General features: G+C 36.9%; 23 protein-coding genes. 10 read left to right on the top strand and 13 right to left on the bottom strand.

The features are described from left to right. Position 1 precedes the first annotated feature (1 nt). Both EHR01_RS13650 and EHR01_RS13645 read left to right on the top strand, forming a co-directional pair. Positions 2–871: a magnetosome magnetite crystal formation protein family gene (locus EHR01_RS13650; RefSeq protein ID WP_135695395.1), complete on the top strand. Its 870-nt coding sequence runs from the start codon at positions 2–4 to the stop codon at positions 869–871. Continuing rightward, on the top strand, positions 871–1,683 hold the full coding sequence (locus tag EHR01_RS13645; RefSeq protein WP_135695393.1) for an inositol monophosphatase family protein: 813 nt from the start codon (positions 871–873) through the stop codon (positions 1,681–1,683). The genes EHR01_RS13650 and EHR01_RS13645 overlap by 1 nt, the downstream gene beginning before the upstream one ends. On the opposite strand, the gene EHR01_RS13640 is transcribed toward EHR01_RS13645, so the two are convergent. The 4 genes from EHR01_RS13640 to EHR01_RS13625 are packed head-to-tail and all read right to left on the bottom strand — an operon-like array spanning position 1,664 to position 5,962. After that, positions 1,664–2,833 (bottom strand): glycosyltransferase family 4 protein, encoded by a 1,170-nt coding sequence (locus tag EHR01_RS13640; RefSeq protein WP_135695391.1) that lies wholly within the window; start codon positions 2,831–2,833, stop codon positions 1,664–1,666. The genes EHR01_RS13645 and EHR01_RS13640 overlap by 20 nt on opposite strands. Positions 2,834–2,835: 2 nt before the next feature. Continuing rightward, positions 2,836–3,885, bottom strand: coding sequence for a glycosyltransferase (locus EHR01_RS13635; RefSeq protein ID WP_135695389.1), 1,050 nt, complete (start codon positions 3,883–3,885; stop codon positions 2,836–2,838). Further along, the gene (locus tag EHR01_RS13630) at positions 3,882–4,949 is read right to left on the bottom strand and encodes a glycosyltransferase family 4 protein (RefSeq protein ID WP_135695387.1); all 1,068 of its coding nucleotides are present in this window, start codon (positions 4,947–4,949) and stop codon (positions 3,882–3,884) included. Before EHR01_RS13630 ends, EHR01_RS13635 begins: the two co-directional genes overlap by 4 nt. Further along, positions 4,946–5,962: an LIC_10202 family protein gene (locus EHR01_RS13625; RefSeq protein WP_135695385.1), complete on the bottom strand. Its 1,017-nt coding sequence runs from the start codon at positions 5,960–5,962 to the stop codon at positions 4,946–4,948. The genes EHR01_RS13630 and EHR01_RS13625 overlap by 4 nt, the downstream gene beginning before the upstream one ends. Before the next feature lie 86 nt (positions 5,963–6,048). On the opposite strand from EHR01_RS13625, the gene EHR01_RS13620 reads away from it, so the two are divergent. Beyond that, positions 6,049–6,969: a GDP-mannose 4,6-dehydratase gene (locus EHR01_RS13620; RefSeq protein WP_135695383.1), complete on the top strand. Its 921-nt coding sequence runs from the start codon at positions 6,049–6,051 to the stop codon at positions 6,967–6,969. On the opposite strand, the gene EHR01_RS13615 is transcribed toward EHR01_RS13620, so the two are convergent. Together EHR01_RS13615 and EHR01_RS13610 are read right to left on the bottom strand one after the other, a co-directional pair. Beyond that, on the bottom strand, positions 6,927–8,123 hold the full coding sequence (locus EHR01_RS13615; protein WP_135695381.1) for a M48 family metallopeptidase: 1,197 nt from the start codon (positions 8,121–8,123) through the stop codon (positions 6,927–6,929). The two genes, EHR01_RS13620 and EHR01_RS13615, sit on opposite strands and share 43 nt — an antisense overlap. 3 nt (positions 8,124–8,126) lie before the next feature. Beyond that, positions 8,127–9,083: a YjgN family protein gene (locus EHR01_RS13610; RefSeq protein ID WP_135695379.1), complete on the bottom strand. Its 957-nt coding sequence runs from the start codon at positions 9,081–9,083 to the stop codon at positions 8,127–8,129. Between the two features lie 137 nt (positions 9,084–9,220). On the opposite strand from EHR01_RS13610, the gene EHR01_RS13605 reads away from it, so the two are divergent. Beyond that, positions 9,221–9,541, top strand: a complete 321-nt coding sequence (locus EHR01_RS13605) for an LIC_11321 family protein (protein WP_135695377.1) — start codon at positions 9,221–9,223, stop codon at positions 9,539–9,541. Next, a complete protein-coding gene (locus EHR01_RS13600) occupies positions 9,517–10,479 on the top strand; it encodes a patatin-like phospholipase family protein (RefSeq protein ID WP_135695375.1) in 963 nt (320 codons plus the stop codon). Before EHR01_RS13605 ends, EHR01_RS13600 begins: the two co-directional genes overlap by 25 nt. Here the strand turns inward: EHR01_RS13600 and EHR01_RS13595 are convergent. Together EHR01_RS13595 and EHR01_RS13590 are read right to left on the bottom strand one after the other, a co-directional pair. Then, positions 10,467–11,654, bottom strand: coding sequence for a pyridoxal phosphate-dependent aminotransferase (locus EHR01_RS13595; protein ID WP_135695373.1), 1,188 nt, complete (start codon positions 11,652–11,654; stop codon positions 10,467–10,469). The genes EHR01_RS13600 and EHR01_RS13595 overlap by 13 nt on opposite strands. Before the next feature lie 2 nt (positions 11,655–11,656). After that, positions 11,657–12,436 (bottom strand): SDR family NAD(P)-dependent oxidoreductase, encoded by a 780-nt coding sequence (locus EHR01_RS13590; protein ID WP_135695371.1) that lies wholly within the window; start codon positions 12,434–12,436, stop codon positions 11,657–11,659. Positions 12,437–12,524: 88 nt separating this feature from the next. Here EHR01_RS13590 and EHR01_RS13585 point away from each other — a divergent pair, with 88 nt between their 5' ends. After that, on the top strand, positions 12,525–13,748 hold the full coding sequence (locus EHR01_RS13585; RefSeq protein ID WP_135695369.1) for an MFS transporter: 1,224 nt from the start codon (positions 12,525–12,527) through the stop codon (positions 13,746–13,748). Between the two features lie 43 nt (positions 13,749–13,791). On the opposite strand, the gene EHR01_RS13580 is transcribed toward EHR01_RS13585, so the two are convergent. Then, on the bottom strand, positions 13,792–14,712 hold the full coding sequence (locus tag EHR01_RS13580) for a cyclic nucleotide-binding domain-containing protein (RefSeq protein WP_135695366.1): 921 nt from the start codon (positions 14,710–14,712) through the stop codon (positions 13,792–13,794). Between the two features lie 3 nt (positions 14,713–14,715). Then, the gene (locus EHR01_RS13575; protein WP_135695364.1) at positions 14,716–15,219 is read right to left on the bottom strand and encodes a DUF3347 domain-containing protein; all 504 of its coding nucleotides are present in this window, start codon (positions 15,217–15,219) and stop codon (positions 14,716–14,718) included. Between the two features lie 99 nt (positions 15,220–15,318). On the opposite strand from EHR01_RS13575, the gene EHR01_RS13570 reads away from it, so the two are divergent. Further along, positions 15,319–15,669: a VOC family protein gene (locus tag EHR01_RS13570; protein WP_004784589.1), complete on the top strand. Its 351-nt coding sequence runs from the start codon at positions 15,319–15,321 to the stop codon at positions 15,667–15,669. A 150-nt stretch (positions 15,670–15,819) separates the two neighbouring features. Here EHR01_RS13570 and EHR01_RS13565 read toward each other — a convergent pair whose 3' ends face one another. After that, entirely contained in the window at positions 15,820–16,512 is a 693-nt protein-coding gene (locus tag EHR01_RS13565; RefSeq protein WP_135695362.1) for an LIC10067 family putative lipoprotein, read from the bottom strand. A 69-nt stretch (positions 16,513–16,581) separates the two neighbouring features. On the opposite strand from EHR01_RS13565, the gene EHR01_RS13560 reads away from it, so the two are divergent. Together EHR01_RS13560 and dcd are read left to right on the top strand one after the other, a co-directional pair. Beyond that, complete coding sequence (locus EHR01_RS13560; RefSeq protein WP_135695360.1) at positions 16,582–17,355, top strand: enoyl-CoA hydratase-related protein; 774 nt, start codon at positions 16,582–16,584, stop codon at positions 17,353–17,355. A 3-nt stretch (positions 17,356–17,358) separates the two neighbouring features. Then, positions 17,359–17,883: a dCTP deaminase gene (gene dcd / locus EHR01_RS13555; RefSeq protein WP_135695358.1), complete on the top strand. Its 525-nt coding sequence runs from the start codon at positions 17,359–17,361 to the stop codon at positions 17,881–17,883. Positions 17,884–17,959: 76 nt separating this feature from the next. Here the strand turns inward: dcd and EHR01_RS13550 are convergent, their stop codons facing one another. Further along, positions 17,960–18,484, bottom strand: a complete 525-nt coding sequence (locus EHR01_RS13550) for a DUF2147 domain-containing protein (protein WP_004785397.1) — start codon at positions 18,482–18,484, stop codon at positions 17,960–17,962. 138 nt (positions 18,485–18,622) lie between these two features. Between EHR01_RS13550 and EHR01_RS13545 the strand changes: the two genes are divergently transcribed. Continuing rightward, positions 18,623–20,059 (top strand): methyl-accepting chemotaxis protein, encoded by a 1,437-nt coding sequence (locus EHR01_RS13545; protein ID WP_135695356.1) that lies wholly within the window; start codon positions 18,623–18,625, stop codon positions 20,057–20,059. On the opposite strand, the gene EHR01_RS13540 is transcribed toward EHR01_RS13545, so the two are convergent. Then, the gene (locus EHR01_RS13540) at positions 20,052–23,279 is read right to left on the bottom strand and encodes a SpoIIE family protein phosphatase (protein WP_135695354.1); all 3,228 of its coding nucleotides are present in this window, start codon (positions 23,277–23,279) and stop codon (positions 20,052–20,054) included. The two genes, EHR01_RS13545 and EHR01_RS13540, sit on opposite strands and share 8 nt — an antisense overlap. Between the last annotated feature and the right edge of the window lie 107 nt (positions 23,280–23,386).

Here is a 23,386-nt window from a genome sequence, read left to right as displayed (position 1 = left end):
AATGTCAGAAGTACAATTGGAACAAAATCAAGAAGAAAGGAAATGGGCCAGACGTGCCCATCTTTCAACAATTTTAACTTATCCTATGGCTTTATTGCCTTTTCCATTTTTTATCTCATCAATCGGTGCAATGGTTTATCCTTTTGTTCTTTGGCTTTCTAGAAATAAGTCTTCTTATTCCGCAAAGCAATCGTTAGAAGCAATTTATTTGCAAGCATTGTTGTCTCTTGGTTTTTTTGGATTTGGTACTAAGTTTGGTAATGATCGAGTTTTGCTTGTATTTTCATACGTCTTGATGGCCTTCATTCATGTTGTTTTTTTAGGAATTGCCATTTATCGGACCACCATCGGGAAAGCGCATCATTATCCATTTAGTTTTTTTCCATTTCTTTTTTCATCTAACCAAACAAAAGAAAATTGGAATGAACTTAAGAAAAAATTTGAAGATAAAGTAGAGTTTAGTGAATACAAATCACAAATGGAAAAGTTGGATGGATTTCGAATCACGACGGAAAAGGAGTCCAAATCACTTAAGGATCTCAATTTGCAAGGACTATGTAATGAATACTTACATTCTCTTTCTGATTTGCGTGTAAAACTTGCGGATGATCCACTTTCCTATCGAAAAGCCAAACAATTTTTGAATTACTTTCCTGAAACCGTTTCCAAAATATTAAACCAATACAATCAATTGAGTTCTGAAGTTAATTCACCAGAATCAGAAAAAAGAAAAACAGAATTAAGTTCTCTACTAAGCGAGGTCATCAAAACGACGGAGCAAGTAAGAAATAAACTGAAGGCAGATGAGACCCTAAATTTAGATGTTGAGATCACCGCAATGAAGAAAAACATCGAATTTGGTGGGTATTGATGCAATCTGAATTACTTGATAGATCTTATCATTTTTTAAACTTCCTTCCAGAAGTTGCCGAGTTTTTGGTCCAAAAACACAAAGAGTCTGGACTGAAGGTTGATGAAAAGGGTCTGTACAATCTGGTCACAGAAGCAGACTTAAAAGCCGAGTCTATGATTCTGGATGAAATTCAAAAGAACTTTCCTCTAGATGGAATTTTATCGGAAGAACGTGGAAAGATTGATGGTAAATCTGGTTATACATGGGTTGTGGATCCATTGGACGGAACCACAAATTACACTCATGGTTTGCCATTGTATGGAATATCTGTTGGAGTTGTGGAAACAGAATCAATGACTCCTGTCATTGGAATGGTTTTTTTTCCGGAACTAAATACCTATTACCATGCAATCAAAGGGCAAGGAGCTTTCAGAGAAAAAACTCCAATCCAAGTTTCCAAAACAAGTTCCCTGAAAGACTCTCTTTTTGTAACAGGATTTCCTTATGATAGGAACTTGTCTTTAGATACACTCATGCAATATTATAAATCCATTTTGCAAAAATCTCGTGGAATTCGTAGAACTGGTGCGGCCACTCTCGATTTATGTTGGTTAGCTGAAGGAAAGTTTGAAGGTTACTATGAACTTGGATTAAAACCTTGGGATATGGCCGCTGCAGGATTAATTGTCTTAGAAGCGAAAGGAAAAATTACTTCAATGGATGGAAATGATTTTTCAATTTTGATTCCTAGTTTACTTGCTTCGAACGGTCTTGTTCATGAATATTTATTAGCTGAATTTGAAGGGCAGATCAACCGAGTAGTATACTAACCATCTGGTTTAGTTTGTTACGAATCACATCTTTCGTAAAATTTTTCAAAACATATTCTCTTCCATTCCTGCCTAACCGGCAGGCTAAGTCACGGTTTTCCAAAAGAAAATCCAAGGTTCGTTGGAATGAAAGAGAATCCGAATAATATAACCCACCTTGACTTCTTAAACAATGTCCTCGCATTACAGATGAGTTGGCGTTGACCAAAACAGGTTTTTCCTGAATCCAAGCTTCCATTATGGAAATCGAAAAACTCTCAAAAGCAGATGGATTTAATAAAAGAAAGGATTTTTGAATTTCAGAAATTTTTTCCTCTTCACTTACGAATCCTGTAAATGTGATCAAAGGGTCTTTTGGAATTTCCAAAGAGGAAATAGAACCTAAACATTTTATACTTACATCTGTTCTATTGGAATAAAGTTTCCAATTTTCAAAATAATGAAAAAGGTCTGGATATCCTTTGGCCGGTTCAATACGACCGATGGTAATCAATTGATTTGAATTAGAAATTTTTGATTTTTCTTTTTCAAAACGATCAACAAGATACGTTCCAATCAAAAAATAAGAACTAAGTTTTTGTTTTGAATAACTTTCGTAAACTGACAATTCTTCTGGTGCATTGAAACTATAAAAATAATGATTTGAATATGTTTTTCGATAGATAGGAAGGCGGAATGGAGGTTCATCATGGAAGGTCGGAACAATGACAAAAGGTATTTCTAAATTAGGAATACTTGCCACAACCGGATAATAAAGGTATCCTATTAAAATGGCTAGGTCATATGATTTTTGTTCTTTGGTTACATATTTGACTAAGTCTGGGCAAAAAGGTCCTTGTTCTTTTAGAAATTCCCATTGTTCTTTTTCTGAAACAGAATCACCTTTTTCTAAACATTGGTTTAATAGATGGTTCATTTTTTTTATGTTTCGTGTTTGTGTGACAGGAAAACGTTTCACACGAATCGAATTTTCAACTCGGTCCCCTTTGGGAAATTCATTTTTCCAACTTACATAATCTTTAGCAGAAGATGTACAAACCGTTACATCATTAAATTCAGATAAAATGGATGCATAATCGTAAGCTAATTTTTCAGCTCCTCCCGAAGCTTGTTCCAAAAATCGTGCAGTGATGATTAATATTTTTGCCAATTTTAGTTTCTCACAACTTCGAGAATGGGGAGAATACTTGTAGATTTTAAATAATCATCCAATCTAATATTTTGAGCACCAATGATTGAATTTCGGAATTCAGAATTTTGGAACACTGTATCAACTAAAGGAACTAGGGAATCAAAATCTTTAGAATCAAAAAGAATTCCTGAATGATCTAATGTTTCAGGAATTGCTCCTGCTGCAAAGGCAACCACTGGTAAATGGAAATACATTGCTTCCATTAGTGGGACACAAAATCCTTCGTGTTCACTCATAGACAAAAACATATTACTTTCCGAGTAGATTTTCTTTAACATAGTTTCATCTACATAAGAGATAATTTTTACTTCATCAGAAAGATCCAAATGATGAATCATAAAATTCAGTTCATCCAAATAAGATTGTTGGTTTGGATTACAAAAACCTAACATTCGCATAGAAAACTGATTTCCCATTTTTGATTTCCAAGTTCTGGCAAACCGAATCAAATCATCTTGTCTTTTGTTAGGGGCAATGCGGCCTACGAATAAAAAGGAAGGGTAGGCAAAAGTTTTTAATTTAAGATCTCTTGGAACATCTTTCCATTTTTGAAAGTTCAAGTGTAGAGGAAGTAATCTTGCGTTTTTAAATCCAAGTTCTTGGAGTTCTAACAAGTTAAAGTTTGATACTGCAAATGAATGATGAAAGATATCACGAATCATTTCTAAATCTTCTCTACCTTTGCGTAGCAAATAAGAAAATTTAAGATCATAACCTGTAAAAAAATCTTCGGGAGTTACATTGTGATAAATCAGGATTTTTCTGTTTGGAAATTTTAAGATAAAATCTAAGGCTTCACTATGAATGGAATGGTGGTATACCAGAACATCATCTGGTTTGATATTTGCTTTGGTTAGTTTTTCTGCATATTTTCGATCATGTGAAAATACGTTTTCAGCAAATATTTTACCATTATATCCTTCCTTGGATAATAATCGTTTGATCTCTAACATTTCCTGGGAAATTGCATCACCTAACTGGAATCCTGCGGAAAATTGATGTATATTCATTGGATACCTGATTTAAGAATGTTATCAATCACTTCTTGGAACGGAAATTGATTATAAAATTTCAATGTTTTGTATTGATTTCCAATCAAAGAATGTAATTTGTCTGTTTGGTATAAATTCTCTTTTAGTTTTAGCACAAGAGAAGGGTAATCTTTCGTTTGAAAGAGAAAACCAGCACCTTTCATTGTCCCCGGGATTGCACCAGCTGAATAAGCAAAAACTGGGATTCCGCAACCAAAGGCTTCTAAAATTGGCAAACAAAAACCTTCATGTTCGCTCATTGAAACAAAAGCAGCCGATTCCTTGAGGATTGAGATTACTTCTAGGTCAGACTTACCTGTTAAAAAAAGAACTTTTCCTTCTAATTTTTTATTTCGCACAATATTTGTTAGCTTATCAAAGTATCCATCAAAAGCACCAATCACCGAACCCAAACACAAACACTGAGCATCTGGAAATTCCTCGACCCAATATGAAAAAAGTTCGATCAGGTCTTCCCATTTTTTTTGTGGAGAATAACGTCCTACAAAAACCAAAGAATGGTTTTTTATTCCTGTATCTAAATTAGAATTTGTTTCATATAATTTGCAAATAGGTATGATGTAAGGATTTTTGAATTTGTATCCTGAAACAGTTTGGAAGTTAAATTCGGAATCACACCAAATCGAATCGCAAAAGATGGACAAACTTGCGATTTCTAAATATGAAAGAGATTCAAATTTTTCCATTGCTGAATGAATTTCAGGAGTTGTTGTATTTTTATAAAAACTAGCGGGAGTTATATTGTGAAATCTTAATATTTTCCGCCCGGGTAAGTTTTGAAAAAGAAAATACGGATACCCTGCCCCACCGTAGTGTAAAATATGAATATCTTCGTCGCTTGTTGGAAAATCAAAAGAATTTACAAGATGAAATTGGCTGTTTAATGGTTTTCCTTTTCTTGGTAATCTGGTAATGAAATGTGATTTGTATCCAAGTGAGACAAACACTTCTGCAAGTCCAATTGCATCATTCCCAACTCCATCTGAATCCTTCAGTTCATCTAAATGTTGAAAAACATTCATTTATCAAATTTTGTATACTTGTATACTTTTGTATCTTCCGTTGTGGAAAGATCACGAACTTGATTGAAACCGAGAGCTTCTAAGTAACTCGGCAAACGCTCTAAGTCAATTTCTGAAACTTGAAGATCTCGGAAGGGTCGATTGGTTTCACTTGGTTTTGTTGAAACGGAAAAATACAAATGGTTTCCGCTCGATAAAGAATTTGATATTTCTGCAAAAATTTTTTCAATCCAAAACGACGGAAATCGATTTAAAGGTAAGTAAACCAAAACATCAGTTTTTTTCAGAATTTGGTTAAGGGGAAAAAGTTTTTTTTCTAACTGGACTGTTGCTGTAATTCTACTTTGTATGAATTGAAATTCACTTTCATGAGATGTGAAACATTGAAAAGGAACTTTCAAAATGGAAAGTTGTTTTAAAATATCTCCCCACTCTGGAAATAAAACGGTAATTCCCTTTGTCTTTGAAATATCTTCTAAAGCCACTTTCCAAGTTGGGTTGGAACCAGCATCGATAAAGTAAGAATTGACCGCCCAACCAAAGTTAGGCAACTCTTCAGAAGAATCATTTAGGAGATGATCACGGTAAAATCCATCAAACCGATTTTCAATTTGTTCGATTCGTCTACCTAACCGAACCAATTCATGGAGAACTGAAAAAAAAGCACGAATTCTATTTTCAGATAGTTTTTTGTCGATGAGTCCGTAAACAGAGATTAGGCGAATAACGATATATTTAATAGGTCCTTTGATAAACCAAAATTTGGGATTGGAAAACTTGGGGCTGGAGATCCCTTTTTCGAATAAATGGGCTGTTCCGGCAGGATCAAATTTGCGAAACCCTTGTGGGGATTCAGGTTTGTAACTGATCTTTGTGAGTTCTTTCCAATTTGGAGTTTGTCCAGGATCCAATGGGATTTTGGATTCGATTTTTTGGACCAATTCCGAAACATTCAACTGTGGGTCTCGGACTTCGACAAAGGGGGATGGATTGAATTTCTTTTTGTCTTCCACAGTTTTCTTTCTTTTGTTGAGAGGATTTGAAAAATTGGAAGAATGGCAACTAAATCTTAGAGCCGAATCGGAAATTTCCCTTTTCTATGAAAAAAAAACAAACTTTAGTCACCGGAGCCAGTGGATTTGTCGGTAGTTACCTCCTTCCTGCTCTAGAATCGCTTGGTGAATACCAAATCCATTGTTTTCAAGGTGATATTCGTGACCGAGAGGTTGTTGCAAAAAATTTAAAAGAGGTTCAACCAGATATCCTCATCCATTTGGCTGCCCAAGCCTTTGTTCCGATTGCCATCGAAAATCCTTGGGAGACCGAAGAAATCAACGTGGGTGGTACTTTGAATTTAATCGAAATTTTACATCGGATGCAAAGACCATGCAAAATGTTGTATGTTTCTTCAGCAGATGTTTACGGAAAACAAAACCTATCTCTTCTTCCATTAAAAGAATCTCTTTTGCCTAATCCAGTGAATCCTTATGCAGGAAGTAAATTAGCAGCCGAATCTTATTGCCGTCAGTATTCTGCATATAGTCCTTTCGTTTCCATAGTCATCGCTCGTCCTTTCAACCACATTGGAATTGGGCAACGTAAAGAGTTTGTTATCCCCAATTTTTGCTGTCAAATCATTGAAGCCAAACATTTTGGAAAATCATCGATTTCTGTTGGCGATTTGGCACCGACTCGTGATTTTTCTCATGTGGAAGATATCATTAGTGGGTATCTGACATTAATAGAAAAAGGGGAATCGGGTGAAATTTACAATATCTGCTCTGGCGAAGAACGAAGTATTCGTTATATGGTAGAAGAGTTAGTAAAAATTTCAGGTCATGAAATCAAATTTGAAGTGGATGCCGGACGCATGAGAGCATCCGAAACATCCAAAGTTTATGGAGATAATTCTAAACTAAAATCACTTGGCTGGAAAAACAAACATAGTTTAAGCGAAACTCTCCGCCAGATTTACAATCATTTAGAATCGGATTTTTTAAAATCCAAACAAACCGATTGAACTTCTTTCCAGGTTTGGTCAGAGACTATTTTTTTGACGGAACCTTTTTTTCCTGATTGAATCAATTTTTCCAAGGTTTTCATTCTTTCATCTGTTGCTGGATGTGTACTTAAAAAATCCGTAATGGACGATGTAACCACTTGGTCATCCTTGGCATTTGCATCCGGTGGATTTTTTTCTGACTTCGTAATTTCTTTTTCAAGTTCTGACATTCGCTTAAAGAATGTTAGGAGACCAGATGGGGAAAGGTTTTGGTTTTTGAGGTATTCAATAGAAGTTATGTCTGCTTCTGTTTCGAAATCTCTGGAAAACTTTAGGACGAGAATTGTTGAGCCAAGTTCTGTAAATGTTTCCAGAAATTCCATATTTCCTAAACCAGGTCCAACAACTAAAGAGATGGCAAGCGATGTTCCACCAGCTTTTACAAGATTTCGCATATGGTGTCTTTTTTCCACATGAGCCACTTCATGTGCGAGAACTCCGATGACTTCCTCTTGCGATTTAGCATCATTTAACAATCCAGAAAAAAAATAAATTCTTCCATTGGAAAGTGCAAATGCATTGGGGATGGTAGATCCAATCACAGAGACCTTGAATTGGTGCGGACTATTTTTTGGTACGATTTTTTTTAATGCTTCAGCAAAGAACTTGTCGGTAGCTTTTGTATTACATTCTTGAAACTGGGCATCCATCTTCAGTTGTACTGATTCTCCCAGTGACTTGTCCATAGAGACCGGAATCAGGTTGATCACCAGTTCCAAACCTTTAAAATAAAAAAAGCCAATCAAGGTTACGATGGCAACCGATAGAATCCCGAGTACAATTGGGTTCATCTCTCTAATGGAATAAAAAAACGCATGAGCGTGGCTTTGGTTTTTCTTTGATTGGATCCAAAGTGATTCCAACTTTTTTGCATCTTCTTTTGGACAAATGATTTCTAATACGGGACTTTCTCGAATTTCATCGGGACGTAATACCAACTTACAACCTTTATGCGTCAGCGTAAATTCAGTAAATTGAGATATATTTAGCTTATGGGCTGTGTCTGCAGATGAAAAATCAATGGTTTGGCCGTGAATCAAAACAGTCCCTTCCTCAGGGACTGCTGATACTCCGTTAAAATATCGGGATGTGAATGTTTGATTTTGAAACAATGTTTATGAAAGGAAGCCTTCCAGTGCTTCGGCTAGTGCTTCCAATCCCTCCGCAGTTGCATTTGCTGTTGTATCTGTTTGTGCAGAGATAGTTGAGAAATCAACCTCAGCTTCCAAACTTACCGACTCAAGGAAGAGTTTGGTCAAACGAACCACAGCCCATGCAAATCCTATCCCTAAGGTAAATAGGATGATTAAATAGGCGATGATAAAATTTATGAAAATTTTTCCACCAGTGATGTCAGAACGGAATTTTTTTCCCTGAAAGCTTGTTCTGTTCCAGATATAGTTTTGGATGTCTGCTAAAAACCAGGAATAGTAAATTCCGAAAGTCACAATGCTCAAGAGGAAACCTTTTAAATACAAAAAAAAGATTTCCTTACCTTCTGCTGAAAATCCGAAGTTTGTATTTCCGTATCTTGTTTTGCTTTGGATGTAGGCTTCTTTTTCCGCAAAGAACCATGGGTAGTAAATCCCTAACGTAACAATAGTTAAAAGAATCCCTTTTCCGTAGATTTTTGCCACTTCTAAAATTTTTCCATCAAAACCAAATCTTAAGTTACGGTAACCAGTTCTAGACGTTAAATACCTTCTTCCTCCCACGACAATGATAGGGACAAGAGCAAGAAAAACTCCAAGTGTCAAAAGATAACCTACAATCATTCCGAAATAAGGGATGGGAATGTAGTTGAGGATGGTTTGAAAGATATAAATTCCAATGTACAGAACGATGAAAATACCTAAAGCTTTAAGGAAACCAATGAACCTTTCCTTTCCTGTTCCGTGGAAGGAAAAACGTTCTCCTGCCCATTCTAAATTTTCTGCCATGAATTTTTGTACATTGGTTCTGGCCCAAAAGCTATAGATCCCCAAAGTTACAACGGTCAGAAACATATTCTTCAGTAAAATTACGAAGAGCTGTCCTCCCGTAGCGTGGTATTGTAGTCTTGTGTTATTCATTGGTGTCCCCAAAGGATGTTTAGTGGGGAGAGTATAAAAAGAGCAAACAAATGGGTAAAGAAAAATATTTCCTATCCATAAGAAATACATTTCGTACGATTGAACCTAATTCATGACTTTTTTAGGAATCGCCGAACTTGTATACCATTAACCAAGTCTATTTTTACAGAATGCGAACGATTCTGATCTTTCTTTTTTTCTGTGTTATGATTGTTTCTGAAAGTTTTGCTGATTCGAGACAGGAATTACCTCCTACACTTGGAGATTTGAAAGGCCAAGATAAATCGGTTCGCCAACCACCGGAACGCAAAGACAAAAAGGGATGTTGTAAAATCAAATACCCAGCTGGTGGTTATGATTTCTTTCTTGCGACAGAAGATGATTGTCGTGCAAGTTTATACTTTGACAGATTTTTAGGTGAGAATAATACTCTATGCTTTCGTTGGGAAGGGGATTAGAATTTGTCGATCGTATGGGCGTTAGAGAACAAGTATTACAAACATTAGTTAAAATTTTTCCATCTTATGATGCTTCTCTTGCCATCGCAGGTGGTGGTTGTAAGGCCTTTTATGCATTGGGGGTGGGGAAAACCCTTCGTGAATGGGGAGTAAGATTCACAGAAGTATCAGGTGTATCCGCCGGTGCCGCCATGGCCTTGTGTATTCTTTCCCAAACAGAAGAAGAATCAGTAGAATACTTTGAGGAAATCACAAAACGAAACTCAAGGAATTTCCATTTTTCTAATTTTTTACGAGGAGAATCCACTTTCCCTCATGAGGATATGTATCGCCGAACCATACGGTTTGGAATGAAGTTTGATAAAGTTTTAGAATCCGGTGCAAAAGTGTGGATCCATTCGGTAAAAGCACATCCAAAAGAAGATTCTTTGAAAAACAAGTTTCGATTGGCGCGATTGATTTCGGAAACGGGCCGAGCTTTTATTTTGGATGATCGGGACAGGTCAGAAGGTATCCCTGCAAATCGAACAGCTGAGATGATCAAAAAATGGAATATGGAAGATGTCGATTTTACCGAGAAAGACTTTGTAAATCCCGAGACCATAGAACAATTCATTATGAACTCTTCTTCCATTCCCCCTATCGTTGACTTTCAATCTGTGGATGATGAATATTATTTGGATGGGGGACTAACGAATAATATGGTCATTGAAACTTTTTCGCCTAACGCAAAAATCATTGGCATTCACTATGAACAAAATACTATCGTAGGCAAAGACCCAGAACTATTGGCAAAATCTTATTTGATTACCCCGTCAAAACCTTTGCCGATTACTTCTTTCGATTATACCAATCCAAAAGGTGTCAGAGAAACTTTCGAACTCGGAAAGGCTGATGCTTTGGCCCAAAAAGCAGCCATCATTGATTATTTGAGATAAACCTGGAGATTTTCTAATCCACGTTGTAATGTTTCTTCATCGGAAATTAGACTAACGATAAGAAAACAACGATTATGCGAAAGTCCATACCAAGATCCAGGATGAAAAAATACCTTTGTTTGAGACAAAATCTCTAAAACAAAATCTTCATCCTTCTTTTCTAAATCAAATTCAAATAAAAAATACCAACCGGCTTCAAAACCTGGTGTATTTAGAATTTTGGGACATTCTTCTGCAAAAGAAATACATTTGTTCAAGTTTCGCATAACTCTTGTTCGAATACGATTTTGCACCATTGTTTTCCAAGGTATGAGTTCTGGTGTGGCGAGTTGGACTGGGGCATTGACTGAAAGATAAGTATCAGCGATAAAACCTAAATTTTTATAAATTTGAGATCGAAGAGGTTCTGGACTTTTGATCAGGATCCAACCAAGTTTGAGTCCTGGCAGAGCTAACATTTTGGATAAACCATTGCATACCAAAAGTGGAAATTTTGGTGTTAAGGGAATTTGGTGCGGTTCCCCGGAAAATTCATAACCCACAAAAACCTCATCCACTAAAACTGGAATTTGAATTCCTAATTCCTCCCATTCTTTCCAGAACTTTGCAGTCGTTCGAGATCCGGTGGGGTTTGCTGGACTCACAAGGACAATGAGTTTTGTTTTTGTACTAATACAGTTGGCAATAGCTTCAGCAGAATAAGTCCAGGTTCCTGTTTCCTTTTCTTCTTTGAGGGGGTAGTGTACTTCCTTTAGATTTTCAAGGCCAATTAAAAAACTAAATAGAGGATAACCAGGGTTTGGTGTGAGGATTTCATCCCCTGGATTTGTGAAAAGTTTGAAACAATACGAATATGCCTCTGAAGTGCTAGCTGTCAGAATCAGATCCGATGTTTGGATCGGAATCCCATGTTTTTCATATTCGGAAACAATGGATTGTCTTGTTGATTCCAATCCTTCCGCAATGGGTTCATATAGACTGCTATCCAAATTAGAGAATATATGAGATAAAGCAGAAGGAGGAAATTCCAACCCTAACTTGGTAGGATTGGAATTGGTGAGATCTAAGATTTCATTTCCAGAGTTTTCGAGAATTTGTTTTGTTTTGTGGATTTGGTTTTCAGTATCCAAATCACCTAACAAATGGAATCTGTTTGAAAATGAAAATTCTGCCAAATTTACCCTGCTTGGTGCAAATATTTTGCAATTTTACGAACGAGAAATCTTGGTGAGAATCGAACCGACTGTGCCACTAGAAAATTAGCGAAACCAGGAATTTTGATCACTTTTTTACTGAATAAAGCATTGAGTCCAATATCAACTACTTCTCTAGATTTCATAATGAGAAAGGATGATTTTACTAAATTGATTTTGGTCATATTTGCTCTTTCAAAAAATTCAGTCTGAGTTGGTCCTGGGCAAAAACAAGTAACTGTAACACCATAATCCTTTACTTCTTCAGCAAGTCCTTCACTAAGTGAAAGAACATAAGCTTTTGATGCATAGTAATTCGACATCAGTGGACCCGGTTGGTAAGCTGCAGTGGAGGCAACATTCAGAATGTATCCATCTTTTGCTGCTACCATATCTTGCAAAAACAAATGGCAAAGTTCTGCGAGTGTTGTGACATTCAATTGGATTAGTTGGGATTCACTTTCAAAAGAATTTTTATGGAATTCTCCGTTCAGACCAAAACCGGCATTGTTCACCAAACAATGAATCGACAATTTTAGTTTTTTAACCGCTTTGTATAGAATCTCTGCCGATTTGGGTTTGGCCAAATCTTGGGCTATGACGACACTTTGTAAGCCAAATTTGCTTTTGATTTCTGCAGCCAATGCTTTCAATCGATCAGCACTCCTTGCAACTAAAACGGGGGTGTAACCCTTTTCCGCTAAAGCCAAAGCAAAATCCTTTCCCAGTCCAGTGGAAGCACCTGTAATTAACGCGTATTTCATAGAGGGAATTTTATGACTGAATGCAAAAGTTGGCAATTCGAAACTAAATAGTTTTGGAAATTTTGAATGCCTGGTCAATATTAGTTTTATGAGCCAACCTCTTACCCATCCGCTTCATACCATCCAAAAAGAAAGAGCCATCATCTTTATCTTAGCTGCCCTCCAATTTTTACACATCTTGGATTTTGTCATCATGATGCCACTTGGGCCAGTTTTTATGGAGAGTTTCAAAATTAATTCAGCAGCCTTTGGTTTACTAGTTTCTTCTTATTCTATCAGTGCTGGAGTGTTCGGACTCATCGGTGCTTTATTTTTAGATTCCTATGATCGCAAAATGAGCCTTCTTGTTTTGTTCTTTGGTTTTTCTTTTGGGACATTACTTTGTGCGTTTGCTCCTAATTATGGATTTTTACTTTTTGCAAGAGTCGTGGCCGGCGGATTTGGGGGAATGATTGGTGCCACTGTTCTTTCCATCATTGGAGATATCATTCCTGTATTCAGAAGAGGAACTGCCACAGGTGTTGTGATGAGTTCTTTTTCTGTCGCTTCTGTGATTGGAATTCCGATTGGTTTATCTTTGGCAAATAAGTTTGGATGGCATTTTCCTTTCCTCTCTTTGGCGATAGCTGGATTTTTAATTTTGCCTATCGGTTATAAAGTACTACCATCCATTCGTTATCATTTGGATTCTGATGTTCACCCAAAACAATCGCAGTTAAAATCTTTAAAACAAGTAATTGTGAAAAAAGACCATTTGGCCCCATTCATTTTTATGGTGTTTTTGATGTTTGGTGGATTTACGGTTATCCCTTTCCTCAGCCCATTTTTAGTTTCTAACGTTGGTTTGGCGGTAAGTGAGCTTCCTTATATTTATTTTTTTGGAGGACTTTTTACTTTTTTTACAAGCCGATTTATAGGAAAACTCTCAGACAGATACGGAAAACTAAAAATTTACCAAATCATTTCCATCATTGCCGTTATACCTATTGTGATTGTTGTGACTCTAACAAAAACTTCATTGCCAGTAGTGCTCACGGTCACAACTTTATTTATGATTTTGGTTTCGGGAAGGATGGTTCCTGCATTTGCTATGATTACTTCTGCAGTTGAACCGAGGATTCGCGGAAGTTTTATGTCTGTGAATTCTGCCATCCAACAAATTTCATCAGGTGCTGCTTCGTACATTGCGGGACTTATTTTGGTGCAGTCAGCTGACAACCAACTTGTGAATTATGAACTGGTGGGAATGATTTCTGTATTTAGTTTGTTGTTTAGCGTTTATTTAGCGAAAAAAATAAAAATTGCAGGTTAAAGATTTCAAAGATATAGAATAAACTAGCGAAGGTTAGTTTATTCTATAATTCTAATTTTCCAGTGTTAAGAAAATCGATAATCATTTGTTTTTGAGATGGAGTGATCATTTTTCTTTCTAACAATTGGTTTAAAATTTCGGAAGCGGTACCAATTTCCATTCCTGCCATTTCAGAAAAGATAAATTGAAAGTTTTTATCAATTCGGTGTTCCCCAATGAAGTTAATGAGTTTGTCAGTGGTTTCCAAAATCAACTGTTGTCTTTCTATGAGCCCTTCCATGGTGGAAAGGATAATTGAAACTTCTGGATCATCTGCAAACAATTGCATCATATGTTCATAAATTTTAGGCGATTGTAATGGCAATTCATAGATGGAATCACCCAAAGCATTGTATAATGTTTTTTCTTCTTCAAAATCCAGACCAGTATATTTGTTCAGATTGGAAACTATTTCCGAAGGTAAAATCACAATAAACTGACAAGCATACTCTGGCTCTTTGAGATAACGAACAAAATATTGAATTAGATCACAGATCCTCAAATAACTAACAAATGTCCAATATTTGAAACTTCGAATATCAAACATATGTTTTACGGATTTTTCTCTTTTGATGGATTCTCGAATGTTCATATAATTTTCAAAATCACACTTAAAAAGATAACTTAATGTGTGATTAGAAAATGATTCGATGATTTCACGAACAAGCGTTGGTTCACCAATATAGAGAAAATAAGAAATTAATTCTAAATTGTCTTTTGATGTCCAAATGAATTTTTCTAGGGTTTTTGCCGGAATTTGTGAAAATGCAGAAAATCCAATTTTAAAGGTTACTCTATCCTGTAAAAATGCTTCTAATTTATTTTTGGCAATACAATCTTCATCTACGTCTTGTTTAGCGAATGAATGCCTGCAGCTTGGAGGGCAGGCTTCATATAAAGATGTACCTAGAAAACATTTTGGCATAAACTATTGTAATAATTCTCCGCAGTCTCTCATTTCGGGAGCATAGGGATTTTTAACTTCTCTTCCCGTCATTAACCAAGATTTATCTACCATAGGACAGTAAAAACGATTGTACTGAGATTGGTTTGGAACTTCCGTTTTTATTTGGATCAATATTTCCTGAATTTTAGAAATTTTTTCATAACTAGAATCTAAATCGGCACCTGCTGCTGGTAGGTGTGGGCGTAGATTTTCTCCCCAAGACTTTAATTTTGGATGTCCACTGGCAACCATCGCATCCAGGGCTTCTGAAAATATTTTCCAATTTGGCTTAGGATTGTCTTTTAGATACTCTTCGAGAAGGATTTGGTTCTCAGCGAGGAGTTTTGCCGCTAGGTTTTGGTGGGCGGTTTCAAAAGGAACGACCTCTTCCTTGCAAGAAAGGGCAAAAATGGCTAAAACGATGATTGAAATCCGAAATACATTCATATTTTGATTCTTTTTTCCTAAGTTGGAATTGAAATTCAAATTTTAGTTTCGAGTTTGTTTGAGGAGATTGCTTTTTTCTCGACAAAGCCGGTTTTTCAAGCATGATGACAGAAAAGTTCACGAAGGTGTAATTCCATTATGATCATTGTAGAAGGCATTGGCCACGTCAGTATCCCCGTCTCCCAGCTCGACACCTCTATCGATTTTTACAGGGACATTTTTGACTTCGAAGTGGAGACAAAGAAGGCTACTGAGGCAATTCTTTCTCTGGATTCCTTTCGCATCCGATTGGTGAAGGCCGAAGTTTCTGACAGGTCTCTTCCTCTCTTAAGTTTTGTGATGGATGTGGATGATTTCACAGAAGCCATCAGCGAACTCGAGGAAAAGAATGTTAAGATCATCAAAGGACCGGAAGGTACGGACTCTGGAGAGAGCCTAACCTTTGCAGATCCAAGCCAAAACTTAATCGAAATCTTTTACTCCAACTAAATCTTAATCTGATATCATTCCTACCTGTGAATCTCTTGGTCGGTAACGAACCAAGGGAGGTGGGAATCGAATTTACCCTTTCACCAATTTCAAAAAAGTTAAAATTGTTTTGCGTCAGTTTGTAAGACTTAGACTGGTTTGTTAATTTCTTTAAAGAGCCAAACTACAAGTTGCTGATTGAGCAGTAAGGTAGAATTGGGTAGCCACACCTGCTGGAAATGGGATGACCGGATCGTTTTGTAAGACGTAATCAGTGGCCCGACAAGACCGATCAAAAACTCTAACAGTGACCGTACTTTCACATCCGATGGTTAGGTTTCTAGAGGATAACAAGGTATCTGTATGGAAGGCTTTGGTTTCTTGTCCATCAAATTCAATAGACAAACTCTGCCCTTGTTTTAGTTCGATTTCAGAACCGTATTGTTTGTTTGCAACCGTATAACAGTCGATAAAGTATTCCATTCCGGCACAATTAACGCCTGATTTGGAGTTAGGCAAACAAGATCCGCCCGATTTAGATACAGTGATGAAACCAGAAAAAGCACCATCTGGTACTCGGGTGTATAATTCTGTTCCAGTATTGAGACTGATCGTCGCAACAATATCATTAAATCGGATCACTGGATCGATTCCAAAATTTTCCCCTTTGATGACAACTTCAGTAGCCGCATAGGTGGCATTGAGATTGTTTTGGGCAGGAGTTCCAATTTGTGGAGTCACAGAGGATACTACGGGGGGAGAGGTTAATAGGGAAGCAAGAGGATCTTCATTGGAAGAGGTTTTACATGAAAAACTGTTTCCAAGTACTAGTGAGAATCCGATTGTGTATAAAATCCTTCTCATGACTGCTGCTTCCATTATCGGAAAAACAAAACCGATTTCATTTCTATTTTTTCATTCGGAGGAAATTCTATGAACACCGTCACACTCCAAACCCACCATACTTATGTAGCATTGATAGAACTCAGCCGTCCAGAAGCAAAAAATGCCATCTCCTTGCAGCTTCTAGCAGAACTTAGAGAAAAAATCCAAGAAGTTAAGTTGGGTAGGGCACGCGCACTCGTCATCATTGGTAACGGAGATTCTTTCTGTTCCGGGGCGGATTTGAAAGAACGAAAGTCCATGTCTGAATTACAGGTGAAACAATTTTTGACGGACATCAACCTTTGTTTTTCTGAATTATCAAACCTATCCATACCAACCATCGCGGCTATCAATGGATTTGCATTTGGTGGTGGGTTAGAATTGGCTCTATCATGTGATATTCGTTATGCGAGTGAGTCTGCACAAATGGGACTTACAGAAACAAAACTAGGAATCATTCCCGGGGCAGGGGGAACACAAAGACTTTCTCGAATCGTCGGAGAATCCACAGCAATGGAGTGGATTTTTTCAGGGAAAAAGTTAACCGGAAAAGAAGCTATGGCGCGAGGTTTAGTTTCTCAAATTTTCGAACAAGACCATTTGAGGGAATCTTCTCTTGCTTTGGCAAGGGAGATATCGGAATCTGCACCTATTGCCGTTTCTGCTTCCAAAAAAGCCCTGCGCGGTGGGTTGGATTTACCAATGAAATCTGCCCTAGAGTGGGAAAGGTTATGTTATTTTGAAACGATTGGAACAAAAGATAGAATAGAAGCCTTACAGGCGTTTGCTGAAAAAAGAAAACCTAATTTTAAGGGAGAATGATCCGTGATTTTAACTGGAAAAGAAATTTTAAAAAGACTAGGTAACGATATAAAAATCGAACCTTATGATCCTAACTTATTGAATCCAAATTCTTATAATTTAAGATTACATGAAGATCTTTTGGTATATTCAGAATTTCCTTTGGATATGAAAAAACCAAATCCAGTCCAAAATTTAAAAATACCAGAAGATGGATTATTATTAGAACCGGGAAAGTTGTATTTAGGTAGAACCATCGAATTTACGGAGACACATAACCTGGTGCCGATGTTAGAAGGTCGTTCTTCCATTGGAAGACTTGGAATGTTCGTCCATATCACTGCTGGTTTTGGGGATGTTGGGTTTAAGGGATTTTGGACATTAGAAATCCAGGTGACTCATCCTCTCCGTGTGTATGCAGGTGTCCAAATCTGTCAGATTTTTTATCATACAGTGGAAGGGGAAATCAGCGAATACAAATCAGGAAAATACCAGGCCAACCAAGGCATCCAACCTTCCTTATTGTATAAAGACTTTGAAAAGAAATAAGTTCTAAAAGTATTTTAGAAACATTATAATGAGAACCTGCCTCCAAAAACGGGGGGCAGGTGCTTCATGATTACAATTATTTTTTAGCTTTGAACGTACAGTCCCATTTAGGGTCATCGAGATTCACACCACCAAGTTTCACCCAGTTGTTTGTTTTTCCGATAAACGTAATAGAACAAAGGGTTCCCTTTAGATCCAATCGATTTCCACCTTCGAGAGAAGTGAATTTTCCACAGTAGGTTTTTCCATCACGTGGGTTGTAAATCTTTCCGTTTTTATAAACACCTTCTCCTACATAGTCAAATCCAGTAATAAATACCATACCTAAGTTGGGACGGTTTCTAAGTTTTGGATCTTCATTGTTGTGGTCGAGGTAGGGAGTGCCTGGAACTCCTTTATCTTTTTCTTTTTCAGGGTAGGCGTTGTCTTTGATACAAACCGTTTTACCACAGTATTTATCACCGCATTTGAAAATTTCAATGACTGAGTCTTTTTCAGGGGGTAAATACCGGCCTACGGCTACGTCTGCTTCTTGGGCTAGTAGAGAACTTCCGGCGAAGAGAATTGCCGTCCATACACTTAAAACAAGTTTTTGATTCATAAAGATCCTTATTCTATAAAATTGGATTCGCTCATTCTGACAGAATTTTTACCTCTGGCAAGCTGGTTTTTAGAAAAACTCTGTGACAATTCAGAAAATAGTATATAGAAACGATGCTGATAAAAAGATAAAAGTATTATGTTTCATTTTAGATCAAACGACTCTACAAAAGAGTTTTTAATACGGAATCGTAAATCGATCCGTGAACATATCATTCGTAACAGTTCCATTGAGAAATCGAATGATTCTGAGATTTTAAATCTTTTAGAATTACAACGAAAATTAAGAGGTTTGATTACATCCTCTGCTGATGAAATTGCTGTTTCTATTCTCGGAACTTCAACGAACCTTAAAAACATTGAACATTTACAATCCCAATTTGTATCGGGGCTTTCGCATTTTAGTGATATTTCAGCCAATCTAGCCAGTAGTGCGGAAGAATTAGATGCTGTGATTCACTCTGTTTCATTTCAAATTTCAGAAACACTAAAAACCTTTGATGCAACGGGACAAAGAAATATTGAATTAGTTGATAGTTTAGAAAAAACAACAAAGGAAATTGAAACGATCGCTAAACAATCGTTATGGGTGAAAGTTGAAAACCAAAAAAATGAAGTCGAAATTCAACTTTTGTATAACGATCTTCAAAAAATTAACGAAAATATTCAATTGGTAAAAGATATTTCGGATCGTACAAATTTATTGGCACTCAATGCGTCCATTGAAGCGGCCCGTGCAGGTGAAGAAGGAAGAGGTTTTTCCGTGGTTGCGGATGGGGTTTCCAAGTTAGCCGAAAATACCAAAGTAGCAGTCAAAACAATCCAAGAATCTGCTCAACATATTAGATCTCGGTTTTTGGAATTCCAAGAAAATTCAAAAACCAGAACTTCCGTTCTCATTGAAATCATTGAAAAAATCCAAGCCATTGAATCTTCCGTTGTATCTAATAGAAAAGAATCCAAAACAAATTTAAGTGAAATTCAAATTTTGATCACTCAATTCCATGATTTGGAATTTAAACTTCGTGAAGTAGGGGTTGCTTCTCAAAATATTGCCAATGATTCTACAAGTATATCCAACCAAGTTCATGTACTTTCAGATCATAGTGTTCGAACAAAAACTGATTTTGAAGCGATATTTGCCAAAATTGAAAATACTGTAAAATTAATAACGAATCAAAATTCGGTTTGGTTATTGGAATTTATTTTTCAAAGGAGATTAGATCATATCCATTGGGTACAGGCAGTTGACCAAGCAATTGCAACTGGAAATGTAAATCTATTTCCTCAGTTAAACCATATGCTTTGTAAAATGGGTTTGTGGTATTATCAAAGTTCAGTATTGGATGCAAAACAAAAAGCCATTCATGATCAGTTGGAAATTCCCCATCGTGAATTACATACTTGCGCCATCCATATCAAAGAAGCGATTGTTCAAAATGATTCGGTGAAAGTAAAACAAGAAAGATCTAAGTTACAAGAACACTTTAATGAACTCAGTAAAATATTTGATTCCTATATTCAGTATTTAGAAATCAAAACGATGGAAGATCAGGGACTAACCTCAATTAATTGAGGCTAGTCGCTTTTTCTAGTAACTTTGAAAGTTTGAGGACGTTTTTATTTGTTGGATCAATGGATTGAGCCCGAGTTACATAAGTAACGGCTCGATCAACATTCCCGAGCAATCGACTAACGTCAGCAAGGTTAATTAGATTTTGGAAATTTTCCGGATCGTATTTTAATGCCTCTTGCGCTGCTTTTAGTGCACTTTCGTAGTTTCCAAGTTTTTTTTCGGACATTGCTAAGTAATACCAATATTCACCTGAACCTTCATTTTCTTTTAGGAATTCAGTGAGAACTTTTGCTGCAATATCATATTCCTTTCCTTTGTAACTCACAAGACCCAAAAACTTATTTAGTTTTTGGTTGGTTGGATCACCTAGGAAAGCTTTTTTCATGACAGTGATGGCTCTTTCAATTTCACCATTTTGGTAGAGAATTTTTCCTTCTTCGAATGCACCCGAGGTTGTGAGTGCTTCGTCCCAATCATCACCTGGTGTGTCAAAAAAGTCATCAACAGGTTGGTGGGAAAGATCATCCTTTTCCGGAGCATGATGAACTGGAGTCTTTTCGCTCTTAAAAACAACGCTGAGCATGGAGATATCATCTGTGACATCACCTGCTTTTTTGACTAATTTTTCAACTTCATAGATATCACCGTCAGCTTGTTCTACAAATCGCAGAACCATCGTTTCATCTTCGTTGATAGTTCTAACATCTTCATCGGGAGTGAGGTCGATATCGTCACGCCCATCGGATCCAAGGATCAATTGGTCACCAGGCAGAAGTTGGAATGTTTGTACTTCGAATGGATATTCAGAATCCAATCCAAGTTTACGAAGTTTTAATTCATCTTCGATGAAACTTGCTTTTCCATCTCGATAAAGAATGCTGTAAGGGTGTTCTGCGTTAAAATACCATATTTTTCCTGATTCGTCATCAATCAACATGACAGTGGCAGAGATTACCATTGTTCCACTAAAAGACTTGAATACTGCATTTACTTCTTCATATACATCGGTAAGCCATTCTTCCGGTGTTCGATTGAGGATCCGTTTGTTACCTGCAGATCGAGCCATAATGGAATTCATAACCACACCCATTACCAAGGAACCACCGGCACCCTGCATGGATTTTCCCATTGCATCACCGTTCATCACCATGGTATATCGTTGGAAATCATCAGGTTTTCCTAATTTTAAGTTTCCTGTGATACAAATATCACCACCGAGATCTCCGGTTTTATTTCGGAATTCGAAAGTTTTCTTTTGGTGAACAAAGAAGTCACAGCGGATGTTATCTGATTTATTTGCATTAAAAAATAATGGTTTTGCTAGTAAGGAAGTGAGGAAGTAATCACCATCTTGTTGCACTTTCAATCGATGGATCTCATCCATTTTCTCTTGAAGTTCTTTGGTTCTTTCTTTTACTTTTTCTTCTAGATTCTCTGCGTAGTCTTGGAGTTCACGTCTTGCATCTCGAATGGAAGAAACCATCCCGTTGAATGATTCAGCCAAAAATCCGATCTCATCATTTACCTTAATCGGAACTTCTACTTCTAAATTTCCTTGGTTTACTTTTTCGACCCCTGCGAGTAGGGCATACAGTGGATTCACAAGTGCTGATCGAAAGAATAACGGGAATACTACTAATAACACGAACATCACAATGGCAAGGATCACTAGTTCGAGTTTTGCTGATTTGTGCATGTAAGCACGATAGTCACGGTAGTTAAAACCAACTTCTCTGTTGATTTTATTTTTCGCATCATAAGTCATATAAGCAATGTAATGCGAAACGCCATCTAAATCTTTTCTATAGTGTCTGGTTAAATCTGGTTTGAAATATCGGAAGAACTTCAACATTTCCACGCGGAGGTCTGCCCCTGATATTTCTTTACCATCCCATTTACAATCGTTTACATGTTTGAGAATGGCATCACGGAACGTGTCTACGTTTTTTACTTTTTCAACGTATTTGACACCTTCTTCACAGAACTGATCAGGTAAAATGTCAGCAAGTTTGTTCGTGTTGATGAAGGTTCTACGATTGAGTTTTTCAATTAATTTGGAAACTTCCGCTTTTAATTCTCCGCCTTCTGTATCAGGATTCTCTTCCAAAAATTGAATGATTGCATTTTTATAACCTTCAAAGTAATAAGGAGTTTTTGTTAAACTCGCCTTGAGAGTTTTTCTGTAATCCGCTTCACTAATATTGACCACCTCATCATATAATGCCGTATTATAAAGATCTGCTTGTACTAAAGGTAAATCTAAATTAACAGAGGAAGGTAAGTAAGCCTTTTTTAGACTTTGGCCTGAAGAATCGGATTCGATGACAAATAATATATCTTTGGATCGTTCTCCTCCTTCCGCAACACGGAGTGCCTTTTGGATTGCCGTATTATCAAAAGAGGTTTCTTTTTCTTGGTCTACCAAGTAACTGAAGGCTTGCATGATGAGTAGGATTGTCACAAATGAAATTCCTACAATTTTAACCATAAAGGTTGTTCTTTCACTACTGTTGTTGATAAAAGAAATTGTAATGATAAAGAATGTGAAAGTAAAAAGTAATACGAGGGCTGTGAGGTAAGTGGATCGTTCCATTGCACCATCACGGCTCATAACGTTTGTTATGTTTGGCACAACTGCTGCAATGAGTGCAGCAATTAACATAATAAAAAGAGTTCCACGTTTTTCTTTGTTCACGTGGAACAATCGATAACCTGGTAAAACTAAGAAGTTGATAAATGAATAAGCAGCTATGAATAAACTTAAAATCCTGCTTGGTCCTTCTGAATTAAAATCCCAGTGGTGAGCAGTGAAATGGTATTTTCTTTCTCCTTGTGAAACAGTAACAAGAAACCACAAAACAACAACGATGGCAATAGCATGCAGAACAAACAATATAATGGATGCAGCTTTTGGACTTTCGTTATCTGGAAAACGGAAGAAGAACTGACCAAAATGAATGATTCCAAAAATAATGAACCCACCGGTGATCCAACGGTGGTAGGAAGCAATGGGATGGTAGTAAAAAGCCCCTAATAGGTATCCGAATTGGAACAGGCATAAAAACAAACATGCAAGCCCCATATGTTTAGTTGCGACCGTTCTGTCTTTTAGAGAGAAAAAGAATGTAGTCAAGACCGCAAGGAGGACAGTGACAATTAAACTACCGAATGTGTAATAATTTGTTAGTATGTGGTCAACGGATATTATGCTTTCACTCATAGGGTCTTCTAGTTGCTAATTTAATACGAAATCGTAACAGGCAGAAATGCGAAATCAATTCATTTTCCTACCGTCCCGAGCAAATCAGCAAGACAGCCATTTGCTCG

This window comes from Leptospira mtsangambouensis (assembly GCF_004770475.1).
Lineage (GTDB): Bacteria > Spirochaetota > Leptospiria > Leptospirales > Leptospiraceae > Leptospira_A > Leptospira_A mtsangambouensis.
The sequence above is the reverse complement of the archived record's forward strand: the minus strand, read 5'-3'. Positions and strand labels throughout refer to the sequence as shown.

Coding starts and splice junctions, on each gene's coding strand:
- EHR01_RS13565 (WP_135695362.1), bottom strand. CDS start 16,512: ATGAGAAGGATTTTATACACAATCGGATTCTCACTAGTACTTGGAAAC.
- EHR01_RS13585 (WP_135695369.1), top strand. CDS start 12,525: ATGAGCCAACCTCTTACCCATCCGCTTCATACCATCCAAAAAGAAAGA.
- EHR01_RS13550 (WP_004785397.1), bottom strand. CDS start 18,484: ATGAATCAAAAACTTGTTTTAAGTGTATGGACGGCAATTCTCTTCGCC.
- EHR01_RS13540 (WP_135695354.1), bottom strand. CDS start 23,279: ATGAGTGAAAGCATAATATCCGTTGACCACATACTAACAAATTATTAC.
- EHR01_RS13645 (WP_135695393.1), top strand. CDS start 871: ATGCAATCTGAATTACTTGATAGATCTTATCATTTTTTAAACTTCCTT.
- EHR01_RS13560 (WP_135695360.1), top strand. CDS start 16,582: ATGAACACCGTCACACTCCAAACCCACCATACTTATGTAGCATTGATA.
- EHR01_RS13600 (WP_135695375.1), top strand. CDS start 9,517: ATGCTTTCGTTGGGAAGGGGATTAGAATTTGTCGATCGTATGGGCGTT.
- EHR01_RS13650 (WP_135695395.1), top strand. CDS start 2: ATGTCAGAAGTACAATTGGAACAAAATCAAGAAGAAAGGAAATGGGCC.
- EHR01_RS13580 (WP_135695366.1), bottom strand. CDS start 14,712: ATGCCAAAATGTTTTCTAGGTACATCTTTATATGAAGCCTGCCCTCCA.
- EHR01_RS13570 (WP_004784589.1), top strand. CDS start 15,319: ATGATCATTGTAGAAGGCATTGGCCACGTCAGTATCCCCGTCTCCCAG.
- EHR01_RS13545 (WP_135695356.1), top strand. CDS start 18,623: ATGTTTCATTTTAGATCAAACGACTCTACAAAAGAGTTTTTAATACGG.
- EHR01_RS13610 (WP_135695379.1), bottom strand. CDS start 9,083: ATGAATAACACAAGACTACAATACCACGCTACGGGAGGACAGCTCTTC.
- EHR01_RS13635 (WP_135695389.1), bottom strand. CDS start 3,885: ATGAATATACATCAATTTTCCGCAGGATTCCAGTTAGGTGATGCAATT.
- EHR01_RS13590 (WP_135695371.1), bottom strand. CDS start 12,436: ATGAAATACGCGTTAATTACAGGTGCTTCCACTGGACTGGGAAAGGAT.
- EHR01_RS13630 (WP_135695387.1), bottom strand. CDS start 4,949: ATGAATGTTTTTCAACATTTAGATGAACTGAAGGATTCAGATGGAGTT.
- EHR01_RS13620 (WP_135695383.1), top strand. CDS start 6,049: ATGAAAAAAAAACAAACTTTAGTCACCGGAGCCAGTGGATTTGTCGGT.